General features: G+C 69.6%; 25 protein-coding genes. 18 read left to right on the plus strand and 7 right to left on the minus strand.

Annotated features, from left to right (window positions below; genetic code table 11):
• Positions 1-57: 57 nt before the first annotated feature.
• Positions 58-591 (minus strand): inorganic diphosphatase, encoded by a 534-nt coding sequence (gene ppa, locus MJ607_RS13870; RefSeq protein ID WP_243076184.1) that lies wholly within the window; start codon positions 589-591, stop codon positions 58-60.
• A 170-nt stretch (positions 592-761) separates the two neighbouring features.
• Here ppa and tilS point away from each other — a divergent pair, with 170 nt between their 5' ends.
• From tilS to lysS, 13 genes are all read left to right on the plus strand, one after another.
• Positions 762-1,772 (plus strand): tRNA lysidine(34) synthetase TilS, encoded by a 1,011-nt coding sequence (tilS, locus tag MJ607_RS13875; RefSeq protein ID WP_243076185.1) that lies wholly within the window; start codon positions 762-764, stop codon positions 1,770-1,772.
• Between the two features lie 134 nt (positions 1,773-1,906).
• On the plus strand, positions 1,907-2,458 hold the full coding sequence (gene hpt / locus MJ607_RS13880) for a hypoxanthine phosphoribosyltransferase (protein ID WP_243076186.1): 552 nt from the start codon (positions 1,907-1,909) through the stop codon (positions 2,456-2,458).
• Between the two features lie 172 nt (positions 2,459-2,630).
• Positions 2,631-4,637, plus strand: a complete 2,007-nt coding sequence (gene ftsH / locus MJ607_RS13885) for an ATP-dependent zinc metalloprotease FtsH (RefSeq protein WP_243076187.1) — start codon at positions 2,631-2,633, stop codon at positions 4,635-4,637.
• A 9-nt stretch (positions 4,638-4,646) separates the two neighbouring features.
• Entirely contained in the window at positions 4,647-5,237 is a 591-nt protein-coding gene (gene folE / locus MJ607_RS13890; RefSeq protein WP_243076188.1) for a GTP cyclohydrolase I, read from the plus strand.
• An 11-nt stretch (positions 5,238-5,248) separates the two neighbouring features.
• Positions 5,249-6,070 (plus strand): dihydropteroate synthase, encoded by an 822-nt coding sequence (folP, locus tag MJ607_RS13895; protein WP_243076189.1) that lies wholly within the window; start codon positions 5,249-5,251, stop codon positions 6,068-6,070.
• Positions 6,058-6,432 carry a dihydroneopterin aldolase gene (folB, locus tag MJ607_RS13900; RefSeq protein WP_243076190.1) on the plus strand — a complete coding sequence of 125 codons (375 nt, stop codon included), beginning with the start codon at positions 6,058-6,060 and terminating at the stop codon, positions 6,430-6,432. The genes folP and folB overlap by 13 nt, the downstream gene beginning before the upstream one ends.
• On the plus strand, positions 6,429-6,962 hold the full coding sequence (folK, locus tag MJ607_RS13905) for a 2-amino-4-hydroxy-6-hydroxymethyldihydropteridine diphosphokinase (RefSeq protein WP_243076191.1): 534 nt from the start codon (positions 6,429-6,431) through the stop codon (positions 6,960-6,962). The genes folB and folK overlap by 4 nt, the downstream gene beginning before the upstream one ends.
• Entirely contained in the window at positions 6,959-7,453 is a 495-nt protein-coding gene (locus tag MJ607_RS13910; RefSeq protein ID WP_243076192.1) for a DUF3180 domain-containing protein, read from the plus strand. The genes folK and MJ607_RS13910 overlap by 4 nt, the downstream gene beginning before the upstream one ends.
• The gene (locus MJ607_RS13915) at positions 7,401-8,021 is read left to right on the plus strand and encodes a PH domain-containing protein (RefSeq protein ID WP_243076193.1); all 621 of its coding nucleotides are present in this window, start codon (positions 7,401-7,403) and stop codon (positions 8,019-8,021) included. The genes MJ607_RS13910 and MJ607_RS13915 overlap by 53 nt, the downstream gene beginning before the upstream one ends.
• Positions 8,018-9,652 carry a PH domain-containing protein gene (locus tag MJ607_RS13920; RefSeq protein WP_243076194.1) on the plus strand — a complete coding sequence of 545 codons (1,635 nt, stop codon included), beginning with the start codon at positions 8,018-8,020 and terminating at the stop codon, positions 9,650-9,652. The genes MJ607_RS13915 and MJ607_RS13920 overlap by 4 nt, the downstream gene beginning before the upstream one ends.
• Entirely contained in the window at positions 9,649-10,377 is a 729-nt protein-coding gene (locus MJ607_RS13925; protein ID WP_243076195.1) for a DUF2520 domain-containing protein, read from the plus strand. Before MJ607_RS13920 ends, MJ607_RS13925 begins: the two co-directional genes overlap by 4 nt.
• Before the next feature lie 148 nt (positions 10,378-10,525).
• Complete coding sequence (locus MJ607_RS13930) at positions 10,526-11,317, plus strand: MBL fold metallo-hydrolase (RefSeq protein WP_243076196.1); 792 nt, start codon at positions 10,526-10,528, stop codon at positions 11,315-11,317.
• A 109-nt stretch (positions 11,318-11,426) separates the two neighbouring features.
• Complete coding sequence (gene lysS / locus MJ607_RS13935) at positions 11,427-12,977, plus strand: lysine--tRNA ligase (protein WP_243076197.1); 1,551 nt, start codon at positions 11,427-11,429, stop codon at positions 12,975-12,977.
• 38 nt (positions 12,978-13,015) lie between these two features.
• Here lysS and MJ607_RS13940 read toward each other — a convergent pair whose 3' ends face one another.
• On the minus strand, positions 13,016-14,152 hold the full coding sequence (locus tag MJ607_RS13940) for a DUF4192 family protein (protein WP_243076198.1): 1,137 nt from the start codon (positions 14,150-14,152) through the stop codon (positions 13,016-13,018).
• Positions 14,153-14,272: 120 nt separating this feature from the next.
• On the opposite strand from MJ607_RS13940, the gene MJ607_RS13945 reads away from it, so the two are divergent.
• From MJ607_RS13945 to MJ607_RS13960, 4 genes are all read left to right on the plus strand, one after another.
• A complete protein-coding gene (locus MJ607_RS13945) occupies positions 14,273-14,470 on the plus strand; it encodes a hypothetical protein (RefSeq protein WP_243076199.1) in 198 nt (65 codons plus the stop codon).
• A gap of 75 nt (positions 14,471-14,545) precedes the next feature.
• Positions 14,546-16,003, plus strand: a complete 1,458-nt coding sequence (gene cls / locus MJ607_RS13950) for a cardiolipin synthase (protein ID WP_374238060.1) — start codon at positions 14,546-14,548, stop codon at positions 16,001-16,003.
• Positions 16,004-16,132: 129 nt separating this feature from the next.
• Complete coding sequence (locus MJ607_RS13955) at positions 16,133-16,864, plus strand: hypothetical protein (protein WP_243076201.1); 732 nt, start codon at positions 16,133-16,135, stop codon at positions 16,862-16,864.
• Between the two features lie 299 nt (positions 16,865-17,163).
• Positions 17,164-18,117, plus strand: coding sequence for an endonuclease domain-containing protein (locus MJ607_RS13960; protein ID WP_243076202.1), 954 nt, complete (start codon positions 17,164-17,166; stop codon positions 18,115-18,117).
• A gap of 246 nt (positions 18,118-18,363) precedes the next feature.
• Here the strand turns inward: MJ607_RS13960 and MJ607_RS13965 are convergent, their stop codons facing one another.
• A complete protein-coding gene (locus MJ607_RS13965) occupies positions 18,364-18,594 on the minus strand; it encodes a helix-turn-helix transcriptional regulator (RefSeq protein ID WP_243076203.1) in 231 nt (76 codons plus the stop codon).
• Positions 18,591-19,313 carry a hypothetical protein gene (locus MJ607_RS13970; RefSeq protein WP_243076204.1) on the minus strand — a complete coding sequence of 241 codons (723 nt, stop codon included), beginning with the start codon at positions 19,311-19,313 and terminating at the stop codon, positions 18,591-18,593. Before MJ607_RS13970 ends, MJ607_RS13965 begins: the two co-directional genes overlap by 4 nt.
• 185 nt (positions 19,314-19,498) lie before the next feature.
• Between MJ607_RS13970 and MJ607_RS13975 the strand changes: the two genes are divergently transcribed.
• A complete protein-coding gene (locus MJ607_RS13975) occupies positions 19,499-22,024 on the plus strand; it encodes an ATP-dependent Clp protease ATP-binding subunit (protein ID WP_243076205.1) in 2,526 nt (841 codons plus the stop codon).
• 83 nt (positions 22,025-22,107) lie between these two features.
• On the opposite strand, the gene MJ607_RS13980 is transcribed toward MJ607_RS13975, so the two are convergent.
• From MJ607_RS13980 to MJ607_RS13990, 3 genes are read right to left on the minus strand one after another with little or no spacing between them, the layout of a single operon-like run.
• Positions 22,108-22,935, minus strand: a complete 828-nt coding sequence (locus MJ607_RS13980; protein ID WP_243076206.1) for a carbohydrate ABC transporter permease — start codon at positions 22,933-22,935, stop codon at positions 22,108-22,110.
• Complete coding sequence (locus MJ607_RS13985) at positions 22,932-23,933, minus strand: carbohydrate ABC transporter permease (protein ID WP_243076207.1); 1,002 nt, start codon at positions 23,931-23,933, stop codon at positions 22,932-22,934. Before MJ607_RS13985 ends, MJ607_RS13980 begins: the two co-directional genes overlap by 4 nt.
• A gap of 59 nt (positions 23,934-23,992) precedes the next feature.
• A complete protein-coding gene (locus MJ607_RS13990; RefSeq protein ID WP_243076208.1) occupies positions 23,993-25,315 on the minus strand; it encodes an ABC transporter substrate-binding protein in 1,323 nt (440 codons plus the stop codon).
• Between the last annotated feature and the right edge of the window lie 233 nt (positions 25,316-25,548).

A 25,548-nucleotide genomic window follows, 5' to 3' on the forward strand; every position in this document is an offset into this window, starting at 1 on the left:
CCTGAACGACGAAGGGGACGGATGCCGCGGCGGCATCCGTCCCCTTCGCTGTATCCGTCAGATCGTGGACGGGGCGATTCCCTCGCCCTGCGTCGCCGTCTGGCCCTCGTGCTCCTTGAAGCGGTCGAACGCCTCGCTCACGAGACGCTCCGCCTCGGCGGCGTCGGCCCACTCGTCGACCTTGACCCACTTGCCGGGCTCGAGGTCCTTGTAGTGCTCGAAGAAGTGCGTGATCTCCTTCTGCGTGTACTCCGGGATGTCACCGACGTCCTGGATGTGCGCCCAGCGGGGGTCCTTCGCGAGCACCGCGACGACCTTGTCGTCGCCGCCCGCCTCGTCGCTCATCTTGAGCACGCCGACAGGGCGCACCTTGGCGAGAATGCCGGGGGAGAGGTCATGGTCGAGGAACACGAGCACGTCGAGCGGGTCGCCGTCTTCGCCGAGCGTGTTCTCGAAGAAGCCGTAGTTCGTGGGGTAGCCCATCGGCGTGTAGAGGATCCGGTCGAGGAACACACGGCCCGTGCCGTGGTCGACCTCGTACTTGATCTTGCTGCCGCGGGGGATCTCGATGACGGCGTCGTACGCGCCCATGGGGAACTCCTTAAGAAGACTGTGGGATGCCGCGACCAGCCTAGTCGCGGGCCTCTGCGGGGCAGAACTCCGTCGATTCCGGCGTGCGTCCCTGCGACACGCCGGATCTCCCACCCGTCCGGCGCAGATCTCCGGAGTTCTGCACGCCGCCGTCTCGGTACCGTGGTGGCGTGACCCATCGACCAGGCCTCGATCCCGCCGTCGCCGAGGTGCGCCGGGCCGTGCGCGCGGCGCTTTCGGGCCTGCCGGCAGACGCGCCGGTCGTCGTGGCGCTGTCGGGCGGAGCCGATTCGCTCGCCGTCGCCGCCGCGACGGCCTTCGAGGCGCCCAAGCTCGGGCTGCGCCCCGTCGCCGTCACGATCGACCATGGCCTTCAGGAGTCCTCCCGCGAGATCGCCGAGGGCGCGGCGCGCACCGCGACGGCGCTCGGGCTCGAAGCGCGGGTCGTGCGCGTCGAAGTCGGGGCGATCGGCGGCCCCGAGGCGGCGGCGCGCGACGCGCGTTATCGCGCACTGCGGGATGCCGCCGCCGAGGTCGGCGCCGCGGTGGTCCTGACGGGGCACACGCTCGACGATCAGGCCGAGACCGTGCTGCTGGGCCTCGCCCGCGGAGCGGGGGCCGCGAGCCTGCAGGGCATGGCCGAGGCATCCGATCTCGACGGCGTCGCCCTCCTGCGCCCGCTGCTCGGGGTGCGCCGCGCGACGACCCGCGCCGCGTGCGCGGCGGAGGGACTCGAGCCGTGGGACGACCCGCACAACCTCGATCCCCGGTTCGCGCGCGTGCGCGTGCGGCAGACCGTGCTTCCGGTGCTCGAGGCCGAACTGGGGCCGGGCATCGCCGAGGCGCTCGCACGGACTGCCGCGCAGCTGCGCGAGGACGCTGAAGCGTTCGACGACATGATCGACGAGACGATCGAAGACATCGTCGAGCACGTCGAGGCCGGCATCTCGGTCTCGGCGGCCGCGCTCGCCGCGAACCCGGCCGCGCTGCGCAACCGCATCATCCGGCACGTCGTCGCGGCCGAGTTCGGTGAGAGCCTCACGCGCGTCCAGACTCTCGAGGTCGCGCGGCTCGCGACGGACTGGTCGGGGCAGGGGCCCATCGACCTCCCGGGGTGCGCGGCGCGGCGCAACGCGGGGCGGATCGAGTTCACGGCCAAGGGCGCCGTGCGGGATCGTTGAGCGCGATCGTGGACATCGTCGCCGCCGAGGGGGCGTGCTCGTCGTGAGCTCCCCGACGACGCGCGGCGACAACGCCGAATCGAACTGATCCGCGCCCTGCGTTCTCCCATCGGGCGCCCCATAGACTCTGACGCATGCGCGCGGCCGACATCCAGAGCGACATCACCGACATCCTCCTGACGGAGGACGAGATCCTGGCGAAGCTCGAGGAGATCGCGGCCCAGGTGACGGCTGACTATGAGGGCAAGGATCTGCTCCTCGTGGGCGTGCTCAAGGGCGCCGTCATGGTCATGGCGGACTTCTCCCGCGCCCTCCCGTTCCCGGTGCCGATCGACTGGATGGCGGTCTCTTCCTACGGCGCGGGGACCAAGTCGAGCGGTGTCGTGCAGATCCGCAAGGACCTCGACACCGACATCCACGACAAGCACGTCCTCATCGTCGAAGACATCATCGACTCGGGCCTCACGTTGAGCTGGCTGCTCGAGAACTTCGCCTCGCGCGGCGCCGCGTCCGTCGAGGTCTTCGCGCTTCTGCGCAAGCCGGATGCCGCGAAGGTCGTCGTCGACTGCCGCTACGTCGGCTTCGAGATCCCGAGCGAGTTCGTCATCGGATACGGCCTGGACTATGCCGAGAAGTACCGCAATCTGCGCGATATCGCGGTGCTCGCACCCCACGTCTACGAGTGACGACGCGTTTCGCCTCGCTTCGCTCGCGGGGCGACCGGGGCCTTCAGGATTCCGCCATGGGCGAATGCACAGATAGCGCATAGTCGGCCCGCGATACCCTGAAACATCCGTCGCCGCAACATGTTGCGTGGTGTCGGCTCGCTGACGAAAGGGAACGGGCTCCGCCCGCACCATGGACCTCAAGAAGATCACTCGCAACCCGCTCTTCTACGTCTTGATGATCGGGTTCCTCCTCGTTGTGGGGTTCTCGCTCATCTCGAGCCTGGGCGGCGCGAAGCAGATCTCCACTCAGGAGGGTCTCAAGCTGCTCGCCGGCGACACCGTGACCGAGGTCACCAACACCGACGGCGACCAGCGCGTCGACATGACGCTGTCCGAGGCCTACGAGGGCTCGACCGACGTGCAGTTCTACTACGTGCAGGCGCGGGCCGACGAGGTCGTCGACGCCGTCGACGCCGCGAACCCCTCCGACGGCTTCAACGACGCCGTGCCGCGTGCCACGTGGTTCGACGGCTTCATCTCCCTCTTCCTGCCGATCCTGCTGCTCGGCCTCCTGTTCTGGTTCCTGCTCTCGAGCGCCCAGGGCGGCGGCAGCAAGGTCATGCAGTTCGGCAAGTCGCGCGCGAAGCTCGTCACGAAGGAGACCCCGACGGTCACCTTCGCCGACGTCGCGGGCTCCGACGAGGCCATCGAAGAGATGCAGGAGATCAAGGACTTCCTGAAGGACCCGTCGAAGTTCCAGGCGGTCGGCGCGCGCATCCCGAAGGGCGTGCTGCTGTACGGCCCTCCCGGAACGGGCAAGACGCTGCTGGCCCGCGCCGTCGCGGGTGAGGCGGGCGTCCCCTTCTACTCGATCTCGGGCTCGGACTTCGTCGAGATGTTCGTCGGCGTCGGCGCGTCCCGTGTGCGCGACCTGTTCAACCAGGCCAAGGAGAGCGCCCCCGCGATCATCTTCATCGACGAGATCGACGCCGTCGGCCGGCACCGCGGTGCGGGCCTCGGCGGCGGGCACGATGAGCGCGAGCAGACGCTCAACCAGATGCTCGTCGAGATGGACGGCTTCGACCCCAAGGCGAACGTCATCGTCATCGCGGCGACGAACCGTCCCGACATCCTCGACCCCGCCCTCCTGCGCCCGGGCCGCTTCGACCGGCAGATCGGCGTCGACGCGCCCGACCTCAAGGGACGCAAGCGCATTCTCGAGGTGCACGGCCGCGGCAAGCCCCTCGCCGACGGCGTCGACCTCGAGGTCGTCGCGCGCAAGACGCCGGGCTTCACGGGTGCCGACCTCGCGAACGTCCTCAACGAGGCCGCGCTGCTGACGGCGCGCTCCAACGCGCAGCTCATCGACAACCGCGCACTCGACGAGGCCATCGACCGCGTCATCGCGGGCCCGCAGAGGCGCACGCGCGTCATGAAGGACAAAGAGAAGCTCATCACGGCCTACCACGAGGGCGGCCACGCTCTCGCGGCGGCGGCGATGAACCACACCGACCCCGTGACGAAGGTCACGATCCTGCCGCGCGGTCGCGCCCTCGGCTACACGATGGTGCTGCCCCTCGACGACAAGTACTCCGTCACGCGCAACGAGCTGCAGGACCAGCTCGCCTACGCGATGGGCGGCCGCGTCGCCGAGGAGATCGTCTTCCACGATCCGACCACGGGCGCCTCGAACGACATCGAGAAGGCCACCGGCATCGCGCGCAAGATGGTCACCGAATACGGCATGACGATGGATGTCGGACCCGTCAAGCTCGGTCATGCCTCGGGTGAGATGTTCCTGGGCCGCGACATGGGCCACGGCCGCGAGTTCTCCGAGCGCGTCGCCGAGCGCGTCGACGAGCAGGTGCGCAGTCTCATCGAGCAGGCGCACAACGAGGCGTACCAGGTCATCAACGCGAACCGCGATGTGCTCGACAAGCTCGCCCTCGAGCTGCTCGAGAAGGAGACGCTCGACCACCTCGAGCTCGCCGAGATCTTCAAGGACGTCAAGCGGCTCCCCCCGCGTCCGCAGTGGCTCTCGAGCGACGACCGCCCCGTCTCGACCCAGCCGCCCGTCGAGGTGCCCCGCACCCGCGACGAGGCCGGGCTCGCGGCATCCGTCGAGGCCGAAGACGCCGCCGTCGAGAAGGCGCCCCGTCGCCGCCCGACCGGGCAGGCGCGACCCGCGACCGCGTAGGCTCGGCGTGTGGCCGTAGATCGTGAGCGCGTCGCCGGGCTCGTCCGCGAACTGCTCGAGGCGATCGGTGAGGACCCCGATCGCCCGGGGCTCAAGGCGACGCCCGGTCGCGTCGCCGACGCGTACGGCGAGTTCTTCGCGGGGATAGGGCAGGATGCCTCGGCCCCGCTCGCGCACACGATCTCGATCGCGCACGGGCCGGCGCCCGAGACCTCGCCGTCCGGCGCCGTCATGCTGCGCGACATCCAGTTCCGCTCCGTCTGCGAGCATCACCTGCTGCCCTTCCGCGGCCGCGCGCACATCGCGTATCTGCCGGGCGACCAGGTCGTGGGACTCGGCGCGCTGCCCAAGGTCGTCGACATCCTCGCGTCGCGCCCGCAGGTGCAGGAGCGCCTCGGCGAGCAGATCGCCGACGCCATCGCCGACGCCATCGACACGCGGGGCGTGCTGGTCGTGCTCGACGCGGCGCACGGCTGCGTCACGATGCGCGGCGAGCGTCAGCACGAGGCCTCGACCGTGACGATCGCTGCGCGCGGCGCCCTCGCCGACCCCGCCGCGCGTGCCGAGCTCATCGCGCTCATCGGCGCGGGCCGGGAGTGACGGCCGACGCGATGAGCTGTCTCGTCATGGGGATCGTGAACGTCACGCCCGACTCGTTCAGCGATGGCGGACGCTTCCTCGCGGCCGACGCCGCGATCGCGCACGGCCTCGAGCTGCGTGCGCAGGGAGCGCACCTCCTCGACGTCGGAGGAGAGTCGACGCGGCCGGGGGCCGAGCGCGTCGATGCCGCCGTCGAGCGCGACCGCGTCGTGCCGGTCGTCCGCGCCCTCGCGCAGGCCGGGGCCGTCGTGAGCATCGACACGATGAACGCGTCGACCGCGCTCGCCGCCCTCGAGGCGGGCGCCCGCATCGTCAACGACGTGTCGGGCGGCCTCGCCGACCCGGGGATGCTGTCCGCCGTCGCGGGGACGGATGCCGAGATCGTCGTGCAGCACTGGCGCGGCCCGTCCGCCGACATGTACGCGCGGGCCGCCTACGACGACATCGTGGAAGATGTCGCGACCGAGCTCGCCCGGCGCATCGACGCCGCCCTGTCCGCCGGCATCCCGGCCGGGCGCATCATCGTCGACCCCGGCATCGGGTTCGGCAAGAAGGGCGCGCAGAACTGGGCGGTGCTGCACGGGATGCCGCGCCTGGCCGCCCTCGGGCATCGGGTCCTCGTCGGCACGAGCCGCAAGCGGTTCCTCACCGAGACCCTCGAAGCGCGCGGCGGAGAGGCCACCGTTGATCGCCGCGACCTCGCGACGGCCGTCACGAGCGTCCTCGCGGCCCAGTCCGGTGCGTGGGCCGTGCGCGTGCACGACGTCGCGGCGACCGTCGATGCCCTCGATGTCGCGATGCAGTGGGAGAGTGGAGCGACATGGACTTCGTAGACGAGATCGCGATCACCGGCATCCGTGCGTTCGGGTACCACGGCGTCTATCCCGACGAGAAGCGCGACGGGCAGGAGTTCGTCGTGGACGCGCAGCTCTTCCTCTCGACGGCCCGCGCGGCCGAGACCGACGACGTCGCCGACACGGTGCACTACGGCGAGCTCGCCGAGGAGATCGCGGCGATCGTCGCGGGCGAGCCCGTCGACCTCATCGAGACGCTCGCGAGCCGCATCGCAGATGCCGTGCTCGTGCACGACCTCGTGCAGATGACCCGCATCACGGTCCACAAGCCGCAGGCGCCCATCACGGTGCCCTTCACTGACGTCGCGGTGACGGTCCACCGCACGAGGCTCCCCCGATGAGCCGGCGCCTCGCCGAGGGCCTGCGCGGCGCCGAACGTCCCGATCACGGCGCACCCGTGAGCGCCGTCGTGGCGCTCGGAGCGAACCTCGGCGATCGTGCCGCGATGCTCCGTGCGGCCCTGCAGGACATCGCGCGGCTTCCGCTGACCGACGAGGTCCGCGCGGCGGCGCCGATCGAGTCGGTCGCGATCAGACCCGAGGGTCCGGATGCCGCAGCCCCCGCATATCTCAACTCGGTCGCCCTCGTCACGACGCGGCTCGCGCCGTCCGTGCTGCTGACGTATCTGCATGCGATCGAGGCGCGGCACGGCAGGGAGCGCAGCGAGCGGTGGGGTGACCGCACGCTCGACCTCGACCTCATCGCGTACGGCGATGCCCGCAGCGACACGGCGTCGCTGCAGCTGCCGCATCCGCGCGCGGCGGAGCGGGACTTCGTCCTGGCGCCGTGGCTCACCGTCGACCCCGACGCCGTCCTCCCGGGCGTGGGCCGTGTCGACGAGCTGCTGCGTCGACTGCAGGGCGCCTCGTGAAACGCACCGGCGCAGGGGTGCTCGTCCTCACCGCCGGGATCGGGGCGGCAGCCGGCTTCCTCGTAGACCAGCTCCTCACGAGCGCGGGCCGCCCCACCTTCGTGCCGGGAGTGACGCTCCCGGTCCTCCTCGCACTGCTCGGCGTCTTCGTCGTCGTGCTCGCGCTCCCGATCCGCCGCGCGACGCGCGGAGGCGCCGGCGTCGCGCGCGTCGACCCGTTCCGCGCCCTCCGCATCGCGATGCTCGCGAAGGCCTCGAGCATCGTCGGCGCGGCGTTCGCGGGATTCGGCGGAGGCCTCGCACTCTTCCTCGTGACCAGGCCCGTGACGCCGTCGGTAGGCTCGTGGGGCGCCGTGATCGCGACGATCGTGTGCGGCGGGCTGCTCGTCGCGGCAGGCCTCGTGGCCGAGCATCTGTGCACCATCCGGAAGGACGACGATGACGAACATCCCGGAGACCCCGGTCCCGGATTCGACGCACACTCCCACTGAGGCTGCAGCGTCGGCGGATGCCGCGCCCGGCATCGCCGCCACGCTCGACGACGGCACGTACACGAGCCTCATCGAGCCGCGATCCGAGCGCCGGCTGGGACTCGAACAGGGCGTGTGGCACCAGATCTCGCGCAAGTACCTGTGGGTGCAGCTCATCTCGTCGGCCACCGTGCTGCTCATCGTCACCGCCGCCCTCCTCGTCCTGACGCTCGTGCTGCACCAGACCTGGGCGCTCATCCCCGGCGGCATCCTGGCCGTCATCCTGATCTGGACGATGGCGATCCTCCCGCGGCAGGTGCGCGCGATCGGCTATCAGCTGCGGCAGGACGACCTCGTCTTCCGGCGCGGCATCCTCTGGCAGCGCATGGTCGCCGTGCCGTACGGACGCATGCAGCTCGTCGACATCACGCACGGACCGCTCGACCGGGGGTTCGGCATCGCGCAGCTCAAGTTCGTCACCGCTGCCGCGACGACGGGCGTCACGATCCCGGGTCTCGCGCAGACGACCGCCGAGACCCTGCGCGACCACCTCGTCGCGGTCGCCGAGAGCCGCCGGACGGGACTGTGACCGACCCCGCGCCCCCTCCCGCCGAGACGCCGGCCGAGGCAACGGCGCCTGAGCCGGCGGCGCCGCCGCAGGAGCTCGTGCGCTCGCCCCTCAGCGACGGCGATTGGCACCGGCTGCATCCCCTCACTCCGCTCCTGCGCGGCGGGCTGTTCCTCGTCGTCGTGATCGGCATCATCGTCGCGAATCTGCGCGACCGCCTCGTGTTCCTGTTCCTCCCGTGGCTCGCCCCCGACATCCCCGCGGACGAGCTCCAGGAGTGGGAGTCCAGCGGCGACCCGATCGACTTCATCCTCGCGAACAACCTCATCCTCGCCGCGGGGCTCGGAGTCGTCGTCGTCCTGATCCTGCTCGGCGTCGTCTTCTCGCTGTCGTGGCGCTTCCACACCTTCCGCATCACGGGTGACGACGTCGAGGTGCGCAGCGGCATCCTGTTCCGCACGCAGCGCCGCGCTCCCCTCGACCGCGTCCAGGGCGTCAACCTCACGCGGCCGATGGTCGCGCGTCTGCTGGGCATGGCCAAGCTCGAGGTCGTGGGCGCGGGCACCGACGCGAACGTCAAGCTCGAGTACCTCTCGACCGCCAACGCCGAGGCGGTGCGCGCCGACATCCTGCGCCTCGCATCGGGTCGCCGGCTCGCCGAGTCCCAGGCCCGTGCCGGCGCGGCTCCCCGCACGCGCATGGAGGCCGTGACGGGCACGGTCTCACGGGGACTCACGGGCATGATCGAGGGCGACGAGGCGCCCGTCGAGGTCCCCGACTCCGTCGTCCACATACCGCTCGCGCGGCTGCTCATGTCGCACATCGTGAGCCCCGGCACCGTCGGGCTCGTGTTCGGCATCATCGCGATCGTGGTCGGCTCGGTGCTCGGCACGCCGTGGCTGCTCATCGGCATGATCCCGGCTGTGATCGGCTTCGTGGCCTACTGGATCCGCTCGATCGTGCGGACGCTGCGCTACTCGATCGCGCCGACGCCCGACGGTGTGCGGATCACGTTCGGCCTGCTCACGACGATCACCGAGATCGTCCCGCCCGGCCGCATCCATGCCGTCGAGGTCTCGCAGTCCGTTCTCTGGCGGCCCTTCGGCTGGTGGTCGGTGCGCATCAATCGCCTCACGGGGCGGAGCCTGAGCGACAGCAGCACGGATCAGTTCACGACGGTCCTCCCGGTGGGGACGGCGACGGATGTCGAGCGCGTCATGCGACTGCTGATCCCCGGCGTCTCGGACGAGAACTGGCAACTGCTCGTGCGACAGGGCGTGCTGGGCCCGGCGCAGGACGATCCCTTCACCGTGACACCTCGGCGCGCGCGGCTCCTGCGCCCGCTGTCCTGGAAGCGCAACGGCTTCCACCTCACGCCCGCCGTCCTGCTGCTGCGTCGCGGCTTCGTGTGGCGCTCGCTCGCGATCCTCCCGCTCCCGCGGCTCCAGAGCTTCGCGCTCCAGCAGGGCCCCCTCGCGCGCCGCCTGGGCGTGGCATCCGCCCGCGTCCACACCGTCGCAGGACCCGTCGTCGCCTCCCTCGGCGCGATCGACCGCAACGAGGCGCTCGCGCTGTTCGACGATGTCGCGGCGGGCGCCGTGCGCGCGGCATCCGTCGACCGATCGCACCGCTGGGCACAGGAGCAGGTGTGACACGGGCCGGACGCCTCGGCGTCGGGATCATCGGGGCGGGACGGGTCGGGCCCGTGCTCGGCGCCGCCCTCGCGGGAGCCGGCCATGCGCTCACGGGCATCACACGGGGCTCGGACGAGGAGAGGGTCGAGGCGATCCTGCCGGGCGTGCCCGCGCTCGACGCCCTGGAGGTCGTCCGTCGCAGCGAGCTCGTGATCATCGCGGTGCCGCACGACGAACTGCCCTCGCTCGTCGCGGGGCTCGCGGAGGTCGGTGCCTGGCAGCCGGGCCAGCTGGTCCTGCACACGGACGCCGCATACGGCACGGATGTGCTCGCACCCGCCGCCGCGCGCGGCGCGATTCCCCTCGCCGTGCATCCCGCCATCGCATTCACGGGCACCTCGATGGACCTCCGCCAGCTCGCCAACGCGTACGCCGCCGTGACGGCGCCCGCCGCGGTCCTGCCGATCGCGCAGGCGCTCGCCGTCGAGATGGGCTGCGAGCCCGTCGTCGTCGCCGAGGCCGACCGGGCCTCGTACGCCGAGGGCATCGCGATCTCGACGCAGTTCTCGCGCTCGATCGTGGCGCAGGCCGCGTCGCTCCTGGCGAAGGCCGGGGTGCCGCAGCCCGGCTTGTATCTGTCGTCGCTCGTGCACTCGACGCTCGATCACGCGCTCGCCGAGGCGGGATCCGCCGGCGCCGCGACTCCCGGCGTGGGAGCGCTCCCCGATACGATCGACGAATGATGGGGCAGGTCGCGCCCTGGGGGGTGCGACCGAGGTGCGAGCGGTACCCGAGAACGGCGCTCGCCGCGGCCCGATCCCCGCGCAGGTCGCGGGCCAGCGGTTCATCGTCAACGCCGAGTCCAGCCTCGGCTGACCCTTCGGAGCACGAATGCGCATCACGCGGATCGGCGGTCCCACCGCCTTCATCGAACTGGCCGGATGGCGGATCCTCACCGATCCCACCTTCGACCCGCCCGGCCGGACCTATTCCTTCGGCCTCGGCACGAGCTCGACCAAAGTGGTCGGTCCCGCGATCCCGCTCGACGCGCTCGAGCCCGTCGACATCGTCCTGCTGAGCCACCACGGTCACGCCGACAACCTCGACGACGCCGGCCGGGAGGGTCTCGCGAAGGCCGCGACCGTGCTGACGACCCGCGCGGGCGCCAAGGCGCTGCGGCATCCGGACATCCGCGGGCTTGCCGCGGGGGAGCGCGTGACCTTCGAGGCGAACGGCAAGCCGAGCCTCACGATCACTGCGACACCCGGACGGCACGGCGCTCCGCTCACCCTTCCGATCGTCGGTCCCGTCATCGGGTTCTCGCTCGCCCTCGACGGCGCCGAGCGCCCGGCGCTGTGGATGACCGGCGACACGCGGCTCTCGGGCCCCGTGCGTGCCTACGCGACGGACCTCGCGCCCGAAGTCGCGCTCGTGCACATCGGCGCCGTGCGGTTCGGGCTCTCGGGGCCGCTGCGCTACACGATGGACGTCGAGGAGGCCGCCGAGCTCATCCGGATCACCAAGCCGGATGTCGTCGTGCCGATCCACGTCGAGGGGTGGAGCCACTTCTCCGAGCAGGAGGACGCCGCGCACCGCGCATTCGAGGCGGCCCCCGCGACGGTGTCGGAGCGCGTCCGCTGGGCGCCGCTCGGGGAGGCGCTCGATCCCGGCTCCGCTTCCTGACGGCGTCGTGCAGCCGACCCCGCCCGCGGCGGCTGCGAGCGACCCTCCCCGGTGTCGCCCAGTCGGCCGCCGATAGACTGGGCGGCGACTTTCCGAGGAGCCCTCTGCGATGACCGATACGCACGCGCCTGCCGCGCCCCCCGTCGACGACTCGAGCGAGGAGGCCCGCGAGGCCGAGCTCGCCGAGGTATTCGAGCAGAAGGCCGTCCGCCTCGCCAAGCGCGCGCGGCTGCTCGAGGAGCGGACGGATGCCGCGGGCGGCGCGTATCCCGTCGCCGTGCCGATCACCGACACGATCCCCGCGCTCCGTGAGCGCTACGGCGCCCTCGAGGCCGGCGAGGAGACCGGCGTCACCGCCGGCGTCGCGGGTCGCATCGTCTTCAGTCGCAACACCGGCAAGCTCTGCTTCGCGTCGCTGCAGGCGGGCGACGGCAGCCGCATCCAGGCGATGGTGTCGCTCGCCGCCGTCGGCGAGGAGTCGCTGCAGCGCTGGAAGGAGCTCGTCGACCTCGGCGACCACGTCTTCGTGAGCGGCGAGATCATCTCGAGCCGTCGCGGCGAGCTGTCGATCATGGTCGCCGACTGGACTATTGCGTCGAAGGCGATCCTGCCGCTGCCCAACCTGCACTCCGAACTGAGCGAAGAGAGCCGCGTCCGCAGCCGCTTCCTCGATCTCATCGTGCGCGATCGCGCCCGCGAGACCGTCATCGCGCGGGCGAAGGCCAACGCGAGCCTGCGCCAGACCTTCGCCGACCGCGCCTTCATCGAGGTCGAGACGCCCATGCTGCAGGTGCAGCACGGCGGCGCGTCGGCCCGGCCGTTCATCACGCAGTCGAACGCGTTCGACACCGAGCTGTACCTGCGCATCGCGCCCGAGCTCTTCCTCAAGCGCGCCGTCGTCGGCGGCCTCGACCGCGTGTTCGAGATCAACCGCAACTTCCGCAACGAAGGCGCCGACTCGACGCACAGCCCCGAGTTCGCGATGCTCGAGGCCTACCAGGCGTACACCGACTACAACGGCATCGCCGACCTCACGCAGGCCCTCATCCAGAACGCGGCGCTCGCCGTGACCGGATCGACGACCGTGACGTGGGCCGACGGCACCGAGTACGACCTCGGCGGCGACTGGGAGCGCCTCTCGATGTACGGCTCGCTGTCGCAGGCCTCGGGTCGCGACGTGACGCCCGAGACGTCGCTCGACGAGCTGCTCGCGATGGCCGAGACCGCCGGCGTCGACGCCCCGCCGCACGCGACGCACGGCAAGCTCGTCGAAGAGCTCTGGGAGCACTACGTCAAGGGCGGTCTCACACGCCCGACCTTCGTCATGGACTTCCCGCTCGACACGAGCCCCCTCGTGCGCGAGCACCGCTCGATCCCCGGCGTCGTCGAGAAGTGGGACCTCTACGTCCGCGGCTTCGAGCTCGCGACGGGATACTCCGAGCTCATCGACCCCGTCATCCAGCGCGAGCGCTTCGACGCGCAGGCCAAGCTCGCCGCGCGCGGCGACCTCGAGGCCATGCGGATCGACGAGGAGTTCCTGCGCGCCATGGAGCACGGCATGCCTCCGATGGGCGGCATGGGGATGGGCATCGACCGCCTGCTCATGGCGATCACGGGTCTCGGCATCCGCGAGACGATCCTCTTCCCGCTCGTCAAGTAGGCGACGCCCCGCCGCGTCGCGACGGTCATCCCGGCGCATCAGCGCCGCCGGAACGCCCAATCGGGCAGGTGTCCCGCGTGCACGAACGACCGCACGATCTCGGCGAGGCCGTGCTCGGGCTCGAGGTCGCACGCCTGCCGTGCGTAGAGGTCGGCGTGCGTCGAACGGCCGAGCGCCCACGCGAGCCACGCGCACGTGGCGAGCGGACCGGCGGCCAGCGCCGCAGGTGCGACGGTGGCCGCCCGCCGGGCCATCTCGAGCGCGCGCGCGAGCCGCTCGGGGTCTGGGCGCGCGCCTTCGCCCCACATGTGCATCGCGAGGTGGGCGGGGTACTCCTCGCCGGCCTCCCAGCGCAGCTGCGCATCGAACGCCTCCTCGCCCGCCGCGAGCCCGCCGCACCACTCGACGAGCGCGATGTCGCGCAGGGCGGGCCGGGCCAGGCACCAGATGAGCGCCGCCGCGTCGTACGGTGCGAGGGACGCGGCGTCCCAGTCCAGCACGTCTTCGAAGAGGGTGGGCAAGTTGTCCAGCAGGCAGACCGTCGACAGCGCGAGCGGGTCGATGCGCTCGTGGGACGCCGAGGGCTGCCGCGCGGCGTCGGGAGCGGCATCCGCTCCGCACAGCAGGCCCACGGCATCCGCGAGGCTCTGCAGCGCGCGGGCGACGCCCTCGCGCTCGCCGGGTTGCGCGGCGGGAAGGTCGGCTCCACCCGCCTGATCGCCGTCTCTGATCGGGAGGTGCGCGGCGCCCCGGGGCTCGTCGCCGAGTTCGGCGAGCGGGCGCCCGGCGGAGGGAAGTCCCGGGTCGAACGAGGAGCCCCACGCATCGGCGGCGACGCACAGCGAGTCGGACACCCGGATGCCGCACGCATCGGCGCGATCGACGATCGCGGTCAGCAGGCCCGCGTGCGGCATCCCGTCTGCGAACGCATCGTCGGTGTAGACGATGGCGACCAGGGCGTCGGCGTCGGGAAGGCGGCACACCATGCCGAGGACCGTCGCCGCCACGGAGTCCGCGGAGGCGGGGTCGTCGGGCAGGTCGAGGCGCACGGCGCCGAGGCTCCGCGAGCCGGCGAACGGGATCAGCACGAGGCTCTGCGTCGGGCGGTAGCCGAGCAGGCGGGGGACGAGGGACAGGAACTGCGCCGCGCTGGCGGCTTTCACGATGGTCGTCATGCGTCGAGGCTGGCGGGGCGGCATACGCGGAAACCCACGGAGGCGGGCACTGGGGAGAGGGCGCCGTTATCCACAGGTCGCCGGGCGGAGGGTGCGCATCGCACCGCGTATCCTGGAGGGGTGGATGACTACTGGGTGGCGGTGTTCTGGACGCTTCTGCCGACCGTCGTCGTAAGCCTCCTCTTCTTCTACATCCTCCGCTCCATCATTCGCGCCGACCGGAACGAGCGGCGGGCCTACGCCCGCATCGAGGCCGAGCAGCGCGCCAAGCGGGGGCTGCCGCCGATCGAGACCTCGACGGTCGAGACTCCCCGCTGACGTCCCGGCCGGGCAGTACGCTGGGCAGACCGCCGCTCGTCGGCGGGGGATGAGGGGTCGGCCGGGGTGCTCACGATCACGTTCGACGCTTCGTGGTGGCTCGTCCTCGTCTTCTTCTTCGACCTGACCGTGCGCATCCTCGCGATCATCATCGTGCCGCGCAACCGCCGTCCGAGTTCCGCGACCGCCTGGCTTTTGGCGATCTACTTCATTCCGATCATCGGCGTCTTCCTCTTCCTGCTGATCGGCAACCCGCGCCTGCCGCGCAAGCGCCGGCGCAAGCAGGAGCGCATCAACGAGTACATCCACGACACGAGCGCGCACCTGGACTTCGGCACGCTCCGCCCCAACGCGCCCGAATGGTTCACCTCGATCGTGACGCTCAACCGCAACCTCGGTGCGATGCCGCTCGCGGGCGACAACGGCGCGCACCTCATCTCGGACTACCAGGAGAGCCTCGACGCCATGGCGGCCGCGATCGCCGAGGCGAAGCGGTACGTGCACGTCGAGTTCTACATCCTGCAGTCGGATGCCTCGACCGAGGGCTTCTTCCGGGCGATGGAGGAGGCGGTCGAGCGCGGTGTGACGGTGCGGGTGCTGCTGGATCACTGGGCCAACCGCGGCAAGCCGTTCTACCGCAAGACGGTCAAGCGGCTGCGGGCCATGGGCGTGCAGTGGCAGCTGATGCTCCCGGTCCAGCCCTTGAAGGGCAAGTACCAGCGCCCGGACCTGCGCAATCACCGGAAGCTCCTCGTCGTGGACGGGATCGTCGCGTTCATGGGATCGCAGAACGTCACGGACTCGACGTACAACCTGCGCAAGAACCTGAAGCGCGGCCTGCACTGGGTCGACCTCATGGTGCGGGTCGAAGGGCCGGTGGTGGCATCCGTCAACGCCGTCTTCCTCTCGGACTGGTACAGCGAGACCGACGAGATCCTGACCGACGACATCGACCTGTTCAGTGTGACCGCCGGCCCCGGCGATCTGGACTGCCAGATCGTGCCCTCGGGCCCCGGATTCGAGTTCGAGAACAACCTGCGACTCTTCCTCGGGCTCATGTACTACGCACAGCGCAAGGTCATCGTCGTGAGTCCCTACTTCGTCCCCGACGAGGCGCTGCTCAACGCGATCACGACGGCCTGCCACCGAGGGCTCCAGGTCGAGCTGTTCGTCTCGGAGGAGGGTGATCAGGCCGTCGTCTTCCACGCGCAGCGCAGCTACTACGAAGTGCTCCTGCGCGCCGGCGTCAAGATCTGGATGTACCGCAAGCCGTTCATCCTGCACTCGAAGTCCATGACGATCGACGACGAGGTCGCGATCATCGGATCGAGCAACATGGACATGCGCTCGTTCGGTCTCAACATGGAGATCTCGATGCTCGTGCGCGGCGAGGAGTTCATCCGCGAGATGCGCGGCGTCGAGCAGCAGTACCGAGACCTGAGCCGCGAACTGACGCTCGAGGAGTGGGAGAAGCAGCCGCTGCGCTCGACGGTGCTCGACAACCTCGCGCGGCTCACGTCCGCGCTTCAGTGAACTCGCGGCAAGTCGTGATCGCCGCGTGATCGAACCTCTGTCGTCTCGCGACCTCGGCACGCCATGATGGGAATGTCGGGGCGCGGCGGAGTCTGCGCGATGCTGCAACCGCTGTCGAAAGGCATGATCATGGCCCGTTCTCCCCTCGCCGCGCTCGGCGCGGTCCTCTTCGCCGGTCTGCTCCTCGCCGGCTGTGCGTCGCAGACCGGCGATGCCACGCCGACCGAGCCCGCGGAAGAGACGACCTCCGCTCCGGATCTCGATCCCGACCTCGGAGCGGCGTGGCTCGACAACGGGCGCATGATCGGGCTCGTGACGCTCGGATCCTCGACGTGCATCCCGCAGGCCGAAGAGGCCGTCGTGAAGGACGGCGCCCTGCAGGTGACGCTCGTCGAGCCCGACGCCGACGAGCCGTGCACCGCCGACCTCGTACCGCGGGTCACTCTCGTGGGCGTGCCCGCGGACGTCGACCCCGCACAGAACCTGCCCATCGTCGTGACGGGTCTGGACTACCGCGGCGAGGTCGAGCTCGCCGGGGTCGAGGGACTCACGCCCGGAGACGCCGGCACCGACTACCTCCCCAGCGCCGGATGGGCGACCGTGCAGGGCCAGTTTGTGGTTCTGACGTGGGGCTCGTCCTCGTGCGCGCCTGTGATCTCGGATGTCGCCGCGACCGGCCCGGCCGAGGTCACCGTGACCTACGAGACGCCGCCCGCCGACCAGGTCTGCACGATGGACATGGCCCCCCGCGCCGTCGTCACGGCGGTCAACGGACTCGAGGAGAACTCGGGCGTCGAAGCCATCCTCACGGGCGGCGAATTCGACAACGTCCGCATCCCCATCTACGGCGTCAACGCGTGAGAGTTCGGGATGCCGCGGCCGCGGCATCCCGAACCCCTCCCTGGGTCTTCCCGCGGCTCATCGCTCCCCGGCGGCAGATGGCGAGTCGAGCCCGTGCGCACCTGCCATTTGCCGCTTGCGATGCGTTGAGCCGGCGGCTCGCCTGCGGCGAGTGGAGGGTGGGTGCCCGGGTGACTCGCCCGATGCCGCAGGGGAGCCGAACGGCCTCATCTCCTGCACAGGCAATGCGGGCCGGTTGAACTCCCCCGAGCGGGCGCCCTCGGCGCCCCCGGCCGGAACCGTGGCTCCACGCTGGGCGGATGACTCGACGGCAGGAACTGCCTCCGCGGCTGGGGGACGCCTTCTCGACCTCCGCGGCGCACAAGGAAGGCGTCGCGCGATCCCGACTGCGTGCGGCCGATCTTGACCGGCCCTTTCATGGCGTGCGCGCACGGCGACGAGGGCTCGACGGCGGCGAGCGGGATCAGCATGAGCGCCGAATATTGCGCCTCGCCGAGTACTACTCCCATCGCATGCCCCCGTCTCAGTTCTTCAGCCATGTCACCGCGGCGGTGATCTGGGGCATACCGCTCCCGCTTGTCGTGCTCAAGAGCGCGCTCATCGACATCTCGGTGTTCTCACCCAGAAGAAGTCCCGAGAGTTCAGGCACCCGCGGACATCAGATGCCGCTGCACCTCGCGCATACGCAGGTGCATCGTGCGACCGGGCTCCGAGTCGCGAGCCCGGCTTCGACCTGGGCGATGCTCGGGGTGACCCTCCACAACCCCTATGACCTCATTGCTGCCGGGGACGCGGTCGTCCGCGAGCCGGGTCACGTCGAGGACCCGTCGGCACTCACGTCGATTGCGCAACTCGAACTCGCCGTCACGGCGGGCAGACGGCAGGGGATCGGCGCGCTTCGGCGGGCGCTTCCACGAGTCCGGGTCGGGTCGGAGTCGAGGCCGGAAACCTGGACACGGCTGATCCTGGTCGACGACGGCCTGCCCGAGCCGGTCGCCAACTTCGAGGTGTTCCACGACGGAGCCTGGATCGCTCGGGTGGACCTCGCGTATCCCGCGCTCAAGATCGCCGTCGAATATGAGGGCGAGCATCACCTCCTGGACCCTGTGCAGTGGGCGCGTGACCTCGCTCGCTACGACCGACTCGCTGAGGCAGGGTGGCGCGTGATCCGGGTCGCCAAGCAGGAGATCTTCGGCGAGTCCTCGAGCTTGTGTGCACGCGTGCGCCGAGCGATCGCTCAGGCGTCGCTCTGAGGCCAGCCGACAGCTGCGCCGCCCATGCGGGATTCATCGGTGCCCGACGGGGCCTCGAGCGACCAGCATCCGTCTCCGTCTGGACCGTCTGCTGGGGGCGTTCGCCAGCGCCAGATCGCAAGTCGGCCGCGGGCGCACCCGCCATTGCCGCCGCGGAGCGTGCGCCTCCTCGGCTCGGCAGCGGCGAACGATGGGTGCTCGGCCGCGGAACCCGCCACATGCCGCTGGGGACCATGGGCCGGGCTGTCAGTCGGCGCGGACCAGGAGGTCGCCGACCTCGCAGTCGAGGGCGCTGCAGATCGCGGACAGCGTCGAATAGCGGATGGCGCGGGCGCGGTCGTTCTTGAGCACCGAGAGGTTCACGACCGAGACGCCGACGAGCTCGGACAGGCGCGTGAGGGTCATGCCGCGCGCCTCGAGCAGCTCGTCGAGACGGCAGTGGATGCCCGAGGGGCCGTCGTCGTCGGCGGGCGTCACACCAGCGCCTCGGTGTCGTGCTGCATCCTCGTGCCGATCTGGAAGGCCGCCGCGACGAGCGCGAGACCGAGGGCCCAGCCCATCGGGGCGAGATCGAGCGCGAGCGTGAAGTAGGCCAGCGCGCCGGTGCCGTCGTTGTCGGCGGTCACCGCGGCGTTGCTGAGATAGTCGACGTCGGCCGCGCGGCCGAATGCGCCGGCGGCCTGACTTCCGATCCCGCCCACGCCGACCGCGATCGCAGCGATGAGGATCGCCGTCGGGACCGCCCGGACGAACGGGCGTTCACGGATCAGTGCGATCGCGAGCCAGGCGACGGCTACGCCGATGCAGATCGCAGCCAGCGCCGGCAGGCCGCCTTCGAGGAACAGAAGCCATCGAGCTCCCGCCGGCACACCCGCGACGTCGAGCCACGCGGATTCGTACCCACTCCATGCGATGTGGTCGACTCCCTCGAGTCGATCGATCGGCGACCCCCAGTACGGCATATCGCGAATCTGGAGGGGGTCGCTGCCGAGGGTGAGGGCTCCGGTGCTCACGAGGGTCACGACGCCGCCCAGAGCCGCCAGCATGGCGCCCGCGCCGATGAGTGAAGCGGTCCAGGATTCGGCCCTCGACAGGCTGACCGAGCGTGGAGACCGCCTGCCCGCGAGAATGGCGATCAGGACTGCGACGATCGCGATGGGGACGGCGACCCACAGGACGAAGAACTCCAGCGGCATGAGGCCGTCCCTCCCTATCGATAAACGTTGTTATCGATGAACGATATGCCTCCGGCGTCCTGTGACACAAGGCGTCGCGACACTATGCCTACGGCGAACACCGGCATACGGCATCCGGTCCGTCGTTACCCTCTTTGTAAGGCGCCCGGAGTGCAACGGCATGCAGAACGCCCTGGAGGAAAACGATGTTCGAGAGATTCACCGACCGTGCCCGTCGTGTGGTCGTCCTCGCCCAGGAAGAGGCGAAGATGCTCAACCACAACTACATCGGGACGGAGCACATCCTGCTCGGCCTCATCCACGAGGGCGAGGGCGTCGCAGCGAAAGCGCTCGAGAGCCTCGGCATCTCGCTCGACGCTGTGCGCGAGCAGGTGCAGGACATCATCGGGCAGGGCCAGCAGCAGCCGACGGGGCACATCCCGTTCACGCCGCGCGCCAAGAAGGTGCTCGAGCTGTCACTGCGTGAAGCGCTGCAGCTCGGCCACAACTACATCGGCACCGAGCACATCCTCCTGGGTCTCATCCGCGAGGGCGAGGGCGTCGCCGCACAGGTGCTCGTCAAGCTCGGCGCCGACCTCAACAAGGTGCGCCAGCAGGTCATCCAGCTGCTCTCGGGCTACCAGGGCAAGGAGCCGGCGGCCGTCAGCGGCGCTGCGCACGACCAGGCGCAGCAGGGCGCCCAGGGCGGCTCGCAGGTGCTCGACCAGTTCGGCCGCAACCTCACGCAGGCTGCGCGCGAGAACAAGCTCGACCCCGTGATCGGGCGCGAGAAGGAGATCGAGCGGGTCATGCAGATCCTGTCTCGCCGCTCCAAGAACAACCCCGTCCTCATCGGCGAGCCCGGCGTCGGCAAGACCGCCGTCGTCGAGGGCCTCGCGCAGGCGATCGTCAAGAACGACGTGCCCGAGACGCTCAAGGACAAGCAGCTCTACTCGCTCGACCTCGGCTCGCTCATCGCCGGATCCCGCTACCGCGGTGACTTCGAGGAGCGCCTCAAGAAGGTCACGAAGGAGATCCGCACGCGCGGCGACATCATCGTCTTCATCGACGAGATCCACACCCTCGTGGGTGCCGGTGCCGCCGAAGGCGCGATCGACGCCGCCTCGATCCTCAAGCCGCTCCTCGCGCGCGGCGAGCTGCAGACGATCGGCGCCACGACGCTCGACGAGTACCGCAAGCACTTCGAGAAGGATGCCGCCCTCGAGCGCCGCTTCCAGCCGATCCAGGTCGCCGAGCCGAGCCTGCCCCACGCGATCAACATCCTGAAGGGGCTGCGCGACCGCTACGAGGCGCACCACAAGGTGCAGATCACGGACGGCGCGATCGTCGCGGCGGCGAACCTGGCCGACCGCTACATCTCGGACCGCTTCCTGCCCGACAAGGCCATCGACCTGATCGACGAGGCCGGCGCCCGCCTGCGCCTGTCGATCCTGTCGTCGCCGCCTGAGCTGCGCGAGTTCGACGAGCGCATCGCGAAGGTCCGTCAGGACAAGGAGCAGGCGTCGGAGGATCAGGACTTCGAGAAGGCCGCGTCGCTGCGCGACGAGGAGAAGTCGCTGCTCGCGGAGCGCCTGCGCCTCGAGAAGCAGTGGCGCAGCGGGGATGTCGCATCCCACGCCGTCGTCGACGAGGGCCTGATCGCCGAGGTGCTCGCGCAGGCCACCGGCATCCCGGTCTTCAAGCTCACGGAGGAGGAGTCCTCGCGCCTCGTCTTCATGGAGAAGGCCCTGCACCAGCGGGTCATCGGCCAGGAAGAGGCGATCGCAGCCCTCTCGAAGACGATCCGTCGTCAGCGTGCGGGTCTCAAGGATCCCAAGCGCCCCAACGGCTCGTTCATCTTCGCCGGCCCCACGGGCGTCGGAAAGACCGAGCTCGCGAAGGCGCTCGCCGAGTTCCTGTTCGACGACGAGGCCGCGCTCATCTCGCTCGACATGAGCGAGTTCGGTGAGAAGCACACCGTTTCGCGTCTGTTCGGCGCCCCTCCCGGATTCGTCGGATTCGAAGAGGGCGGCCAGCTCACCGAGAAGGTGCGCCGCAAGCCGTTCTCGGTCGTGCTCTTCGACGAGATCGAGAAGGCCCACCCAGACATCTTCAACTCGCTCCTGCAGATCCTCGAGGAGGGTCGTCTGACCGACGGTCAGGGGCGCGTCGTCGACTTCAAGAACACCGTCATCATCATGACGACCAACCTCGGCGCGCGCGACATCGCGGGCGGTCCGGTCGGGTTCCAGGTCGAGGGCGACAACGAGACGTCATACAGCCGCATGAAGGGCAAGGTGCAGGAAGAGCTCAAGCGGCACTTCAAGCCCGAGTTCCTCAACCGCGTCGACGACATCATCGTCTTCCCGCAGCTGTCGAAGCCCGAGCTCATTCAGATCGTCGACCTCTTCACGAAGCGCCTCGGCGAGCGTCTGCTCGACCGCGACATGACGATCGAGCTGTCGCTCGCCGCCAAGGAGCGTCTCATCGAGATCGGCTTCGACCCCGCGCTCGGCGCCCGGCCCCTGCGCCGCGCGATGCAGCACGAGGTCGAGGACCGCCTCAGTGAGCGCATCCTGCACGGCCAGCTCGAAGCCGGCGACCACATCAAGGTCGACGCGCAGAACGGCGAGTTCGTGTTCGAGAACTCCCCGCGCGGCGAGAAGGTCGCCCTCGGCGCCGTCACGACGCCCGACATCTCGGCGACGCCCGACCTCGCGGCGAACGCGTAGGCCTGAGCGTCGGGCCCCGGGGGGCTTGTAGTAACGAAGAGAGCGGATGCTGTTGGCATCCGCTCTCTTCGTTGTTTGTGGGGTTATTTGATGCTGCCGGCGGTGAGGCCTTCGGTGATCTGTTTGTTGAAGGCGATGTAGATGATGATCATCGGGATGGTGACGATGGAGAGTGCGGAGAAGAGCAGGCTGTAGTCGGTGACGTAGCGGCTGGAGAATGCGAGGAGGCCTGTGGGGATGGTTTTGAGTTCGTCGTCTTGGATGTAGAGCAGGGCGAGGAGGAATTCGTTCCAGCAGGAGAGGGCGGAGAAGACGGCGACGGTCGCGAGGCCTGGGCGCAGGAGTGGCATGGCGATCATGCGGAAGATGCGGAAGTCTCCGGCGCCGTCGATGCGGGCGGCTTCGAAGAGTTCTTCGGGGATGGCGTCGAGGAACACTTTGAGGAGGTAGGTCGCGAGCGGGAGTCCCATGGCGGTGTAGGGGATGATGAGTGCCCAGTAGGTGTCGGTCAGGCCGAGGTTGGTGAAGATCGTGCTCTGCGCGATGAAGTAGGACTGCAGCGGCAGGATCAGGCCGAGGGAGAGTAGGCCGAGCAGCAGTTTCGCGCCGCGGAAGCGGTAGCGGCTGAATGCGAAGGCGGCGGCGGAGGAGAGCACCAGGATCGCGAGGACTGATACCGAGGTGACGATCGCGCTGTTGAGGGCGTAGCGGCCGATGTTGCCGACTTCCCATGCTTGCGCCCAGATGGTGAAGTCGATTCCGGTGGGCAGGGAGAACGGGGTGGTGAAGATCTCGGCGTTGCTTTTGAAGCTGGAGAGCACCATCCAGACGAGCGGGATGAAGAAGACGAGCGCGAGGGCGGCGAGCCCGAGGTAGACGAGGCTTCGGCCGAGGCGGATGCTCGCGGTCATCGGACCAGTTCCTTTTCGATGGGGACGGATGCTGCGCTCGGGGCGGGCGCGGGTGTCGGGGTCTGCGCGGCCGTCTTTCGTGCGGCGGCCCGTGCGGCGTTTCGTGCGGACTTGCGTGCCGACCGCTCGTCGTGGTCGCCGCGGCGGCGGAGGGCGGTGGCGGTGAGGCCGATGGTGACGACGACGGCGGTGAGGACGACGGCCATCGCGGAGCCGTAGCCGACTTGGCCGGTGTGGAACACGGACTCCACGAGGTAGGTGGTGGGGATCTCGGTCGCGTGGTAGGGGCCGCCGTTGGTGAGGACGTAGAACAGGTCGAAGGATTGGAATCCGCCGGTGACGCAGAGCAGGATCGCGACTTCGATGGAGGTGCGGATGATGGGGACGCGCACGCGCCAGAAGATGGTGCTCTCTTTCGCTCCGTCGAGGCGGGCGGCTTCGACGACCTCGGTGGGGACTTGGCGGAGCGCGGCGTAGAAGATCGTCATGTAGAAGCCGGCGTAGACCCAGCCGGAGACGACGCAGATCGCCAGCAGCGCGGTCTGTTCGTCGCCGAGCCAGACGCGGGTCCAGTCTTCGAGGCCGAAGGCGCGCAGGGCGCCGTTGACGAGGCCGAAGTCGGGGTTGTAGACGAAGGACCATAGGACGGCGACGACGACCATGGGGAGCATGACGGGGGTGAAGATCGCGACCCGGAACCACAGTGATCCGCGTTTGACGGAGATCGCGATCCCGGCCAGGACGAGGCCCAGCAGCACCTCGACGACGAGGGTGACGAGGATGTAGACGACGACGTTGAGGAACGACTGCTGGAAGACGGTGTCGCCCAGGGCCTGCGCGTAGTTGTCGATGCCGACGAAGACGGCGTCGCTGTAGCCGTCCCAGTCGGTGAGGCTGTAGGCGCCGGTGAAGACGAACGGCATGAGCACGGCGAAGCCGAAGACGGCGAGCGCGGGTGCGATGAACAGATAGGGGGCGAGAGGCCGGTGTGCCCTCATGGCGTCCTCCGGTCGTGCCGGTGCGGGACCGAGGGGTCTGCCTCGGTCCCGCACGGGGCTTACTTGGCGAGCTGCTCCTGCAGCTGGGTGAGAGCGTCGTCCGCGGTCGTGCGACCGCCGAGCACTTCGGCGAGGCTGCGGTAGAACGCGTCGGCGACGTCGAGGTCGTAGCCGGTGTCGGGCGGGCTGATGACCACGGCCGACTCGGAGAGCAGCGAGTTGAGGCGGATGGTGCGCTCGTCGATCGTCTCGGACGCGGTCGCGGTGACGGGGACGGCTTCGGCCTCGATGAAGGCGTCGGTGTTCTCGGCCGAGCTGAGCAGCGCGAGGAACTCGGCAGCCTTCTCCTGCTTGTCCTGGCCGCTCTTGGCGTTGACGACGTAGCCGGTGACGACGCCGATGACGCTGTCAGGGTCGGCTTCGCCCGGCATGGCGGGCAGGTTGACGAAGTCGAAGTCGAGGTCGGGGGCCTCGTCGATCGCCCAGCTCACCAGCCAGGAGCCGATCGCGTGCATCGCGGCCTTGCCCTGGAAGAACAGCTGCGCGCCCTCGTTGTCGTCGATCGCGTTGACCGACTCGTTGACGCACTTGTGCTCGGCGAGGTCCTCGACGTAGCCGAACGCGTCCTGCCATGCGGGGGCGCTGAAGTCGGCTTCGCCGCTGAGCGCCTTGTCGTACTCCTCGTGACCGACCACGCGGGAGACCAGGTGGGCGAGCCAGTTGCCCGCGGCCCAGAGGTCTTTGTTGCCGGACGCGATCGGGATGATGCCGTCCGCGGCGAGGGTGTCGCACGCGTCGAGCAGCTCGTCCCACGACGTGGGCGCCTCGATGCCGGCGGCATCGAGGATCTCGGTGTTGTACCAGAGGACGTTCGTGACGTCGGCGATGTGCGGCACCATCAGGACCCGGTCATCGACCGTGGCGGCGGCGTACTGGCCCTCGTCGAGGACGCCGGTCAGGGGGCCGTCCTCGATGAACGGGGACAGGTCGGCGACGAACCCGTCGGCGTCGCGTTCGAGCAGACGGTTGCCGACCCACTCGAAATAGATGTCGGGCGCGTTGCGGCCGTTGAGGAGGTTGGGCAGGCCGATGGTCTGGTACATGTCGTCGTCCTGGAAGTTCAGGTCGACCTTCCAGCCATCGTTGTCGGCCTCGAACTGCTCAGCCACCGACTCCCAGACACGGATCTGCGCCTCACCGGGCGAACCCATCGCAATCCGCAGGGTCTGATCATCCGCGGCCGACGCACCGCCGGAACAGCCGGCGAGGGCGAGAACGGCGACTCCCGTCGTCGCGAGCCCGACGGCGGTCTGCAGGTGCTTCTTCACCGCGAATGCGGCGTTGGCGTCCCGAAGCGGGCGGGCATGTGCGACTCTGCGCATGGTGTCACTTCCTAGTTAGTAAACCTTCCTATCTAGAGATTAGAACCTAGACACAGTGGTTCTGTCAATGACTGGGGCCATGCGGAGGGGAAAGAGGCCGGGAACGCTTCATGCGCCGCGGTGAAGATCTCCGCCTGCCTGGCAGCAGCCAACAGCGTGGCGCCGGGCGACGCGCTCCGGCTTGTGGCGGAGGACTTGACCCCTAGGCCTCGCCGAGATTGACCTCGACCTCG

It is taken from the genome of Microbacterium sp. SS28 (assembly GCF_022761035.1).
Classification (GTDB): domain Bacteria; phylum Actinomycetota; class Actinomycetes; order Actinomycetales; family Microbacteriaceae; genus Microbacterium.